The following is a 3,385-nucleotide window of genomic DNA, read 5'->3' on the forward strand; positions in this document are numbered from 1 at the left end:
GACCACCACGCTCGATGCCATGCTCGACGAAGTCATTCCCTGGATTGTCAACGCCGTCAACGCTGGGACTATCTGACCTGCATGGGTGCTAGCCGCAAGAACCACACACTCGCCGCTGGCGGCAACAACCTACAACAGCTTTACCGACAGCGATTCGGCCACAACCTTGAGGCACGGTCTGCTTTGTGGAGCGTTCTGGTTCGTGACTTCTTTCAAGGTTGGATCAAACGTAGTGACACCGTGGTCGACTTGGGTTGCGGCTACGGCGAATTCCTGAATCACATCAAGGCTGCGCGACGGATCGGCATCGACCTCAACCCGGACAGTGGCAAGCTCCTGGAAGAGGGGATCGAGTTCCATCAGTGCCGAGCCGAAGACCTCGGTGTCCTTGAAGATGAATCGGTCGACGTCGTCTTCACCAGCAATGTACTCGAGCACTTGGAGAACAAGACCGCCGTTGATCGCGCTATCGCCGAGGTGAGGCGAGTGCTCAAGCCGGGCGGGCACTTTATCGCCCTGGGACCGAATGTTCGCTTGGTGGCAGGCGACTACTGGGACTTCTGGGACCACATGGTGCCGATCAGCGACCGTTCGCTAACCGAGTTGCTTGGCATCCACCAGTTCAAGGTCATCGACACCTACGGTCGCTTCCTTCCGTACTCGACATACTCCCCGTTGCCGCAAGCGCCCATCCTGGTGCAGCTGTATCTGCATTCGCGGCTAGCGTGGCCGTTGCTTGGCAAGCAATTCCTGATCCGAGCGCAGAAGCCAATCTCATCGTCGGACGAGGACCGCCTGATCAGTGTGGTCATCCCGGTGTACAACGAGGGTGAGAATATACAGATCTGTCTCAGACGGCTCAGCGAAACTTTGGCTGACACACCGCACGAGCTGATTGTCTGCTACGACTTCGACGAAGACTCCACGCTGCCGGCCATTGAGGCGATGCCCGACCGTCCGGCGACGGTACACCTCGTCCGGAATTCCCTCGGCAAGGGCGTTGCCAACGCCCTGGTTGCCGGCTTCGCCGCCGCGCGCGGTGATGTGATCGTCACCAGCATGGCGGACTTGTCGGACCCGCCCTCGGTAATTCCGTTGATGGCAGCCAAGATTCGTGACGGGGGCGCAGATGTGGTCAGCGGTTCGCGGTACATGCCGGGGGGCTCTCAGACCGGAGGTCCGCGGCTGAAGACTCTGATGTCGCGGACGGCAGGGCTTAGCTTGCACTATGTGGGTGGTTTGGCGACCCATGATGCCACCACGAACTTCCGTGGCTACAGCCGTCGTTTCCTCCGAGAGGTCGCCGTGGAAAGCGTGCGCGGCTTCGAGGTAGGACTCGAGCTTACGACCAAAGCCCACGTGCTCGGCTATCGCGTTGATGAAGTTCCTAGCAGCTGGGAAGACCGGACCGCCGGTGCCAGTAGATTCGATCTGGCCGGGTGGCTGCCGGCGTATCTGCATTGGTACGGGATCGCGATGCGACGTCCCGTAATGCGCTTAGCCGGCGGCGGTATCGCAGGGTTTGGGGCGCTCAGGGCACTCCGGAAGTACAGAGACGGAGACCTTCAGTTCGGTAGAAGGCGAAAAGGCTTCGGCGCGCGGTGATTCCTGCGAAATGGTGATCTGTTCGGCCTCCGAACGCGGCGCGGCACAAGCCAAGAGGGTCAACCGTCGAGGGCGCAAGATGTTAAGCACCGGCCAACGGTGACACGCTGGCCGCGCTCACTGAAAATCCTTACTGAGGCCCATCACATATAAGGCGCTGGCCGGCGGAGTTGCAGATTCTAGCTGCTATCGATGAGTGTGTCGCTCGATGTCGTCGCCGAGGTCTTCGGGGTATCTGAGTCGCCCTTCGAAGTTGGTCGTCGTGCGTAGGACACGATGATTGCCGCGCACGCGACTAGCCATAGGAGCGGCGTCAGTTCCGCGGTGGTGGAAACGATCGGCGTGCTGCCGACTATTCCGACATTCCCTAGCTGGCCCGCTATCGGCATCGCCACTGGCGGGCCAGGGAGGGGAATGGGGGCAATACTGAGCGCTGTGGCTAGGGTCACACAAAAGCCCACTACTGGGCGGTCGCCACCAACTCTTGCGAGATCATCGAAGAGGCCCGACCCGGGTGGCCTATCTGCATCCCTGACCACCAGGGCGGCTATGGGTAGAGCAAACACAAGGTAAGTGTGAAATACCAGGCCAGGGAAGAGGGAAGCTGTTGCCAGCAATGTAATACCTACCATTACTGGTGGTATGCGCTGCCCGAGGAACAGAACGGAACCGATGATCAGGAAGGCTGCGATATATCCGATCTGCGGGCGCACCGCATCAAAAAAAACATTCGACACGTAGCCCCGCTGAGGATCTATTAGCTTATCGGGAAAGAAAAAAATGCCCTTGGCAAAGGACACGTTGTAGGGGCCGTTGAGTGTGGCTACCGTATTACTGTAGTGAAGGGCGCTTCGTGCCGACTGTACGATCGTGTTCGGAAAATCCCGTGGCCACAGTAAATACGGTACGAAATTGGAGATTGCAACGCCCATCACCGCTAAGCTCCCTGTCCGCCACTGTCGAGCTGCAAATATAGCAACTATGAGTATTACGAACTGCGGTTTTACTAAGGCTGCGAGGACTACTGCTATAGCTACCGAATTCCACCGTCGTCTGCGCAGTGCGACTAGAAACAACAAGCCGATAGGCGCAACTAGACCCACCGAGTTGCCTCTATCAAAGACCGCCCAAACGGGAATTGCTGCAAGGCCCAACGCGATAAAAACCACCACGCGCTCTAGACCGCGGGAGCCCCGAGCGGCCCAGAATGCAGGGGTCAGTAGAGCGCTCAGCGAAACTAGCAGAAACCCCACCAAGCCTAATCTCGGCATGTGCAGCCATGCGCCTAGTACTCCAAACAATAGTTGCGGAAGCATGCCGGCCGCCGGGTAGTTGCTCCCAGCGGGCTTATAATCATTCCAGGGCAAAAACATTGGGTAGGGTTCCCAGGGATTTGCCCGCATGCCTAGGCCCCCGACAATTCCGTAGTCGCAAAAGCAATGGCGGCCGATTTGTGTACCCCAATCGAGCCAGCAGTCCTCGGCAGGAAAGAGCAGCGAGCTGACCACGTCGACGGCGTAGTACTGGCTAAGAACCAAGCCAATTACTGCCGACAACGTTGAGGCCGACAGGATGATGCCAAGTAGGAGCGTGCGGTCAGGAAGGCAGAATAGAGCAGCCACCTTCACCCGGGTAGCAGCGATAGCATCGTTTGACATCTCGACCAGTCGAGTCACGTGTACAAGCCTCAATTCGAATCGCAAGAGCAATGATCAATACCTGTGGATGAGCCTCGGCGAGGCGGCCTGAAAGTGGGCGCACCTTCCCGAGGATGATCTTC

The 3,385-nt window shown here is 58.4% G+C and carries 2 protein-coding genes; one reads left to right on the forward strand and one right to left on the reverse strand.

The genetic code is table 11. From position 1 onward, the window contains the following. The first annotated feature begins 81 nt into the window (after positions 1–81). Complete coding sequence (locus A5634_RS02095; protein WP_065142436.1) at positions 82–1,605, forward strand: glycosyltransferase; 1,524 nt, start codon at positions 82–84, stop codon at positions 1,603–1,605. A 179-nt stretch (positions 1,606–1,784) separates the two neighbouring features. Here the strand turns inward: A5634_RS02095 and A5634_RS02100 are convergent, their stop codons facing one another. Beyond that, entirely contained in the window at positions 1,785–3,281 is a 1,497-nt protein-coding gene (locus A5634_RS02100) for a glycosyltransferase family 87 protein (RefSeq protein ID WP_065142437.1), read from the reverse strand. Positions 3,282–3,385 lie beyond the last annotated feature (104 nt).

This window comes from Mycobacterium asiaticum, assembly GCF_001673365.1.
In the GTDB taxonomy this organism is placed as follows: domain Bacteria; phylum Actinomycetota; class Actinomycetes; order Mycobacteriales; family Mycobacteriaceae; genus Mycobacterium; species Mycobacterium asiaticum_A.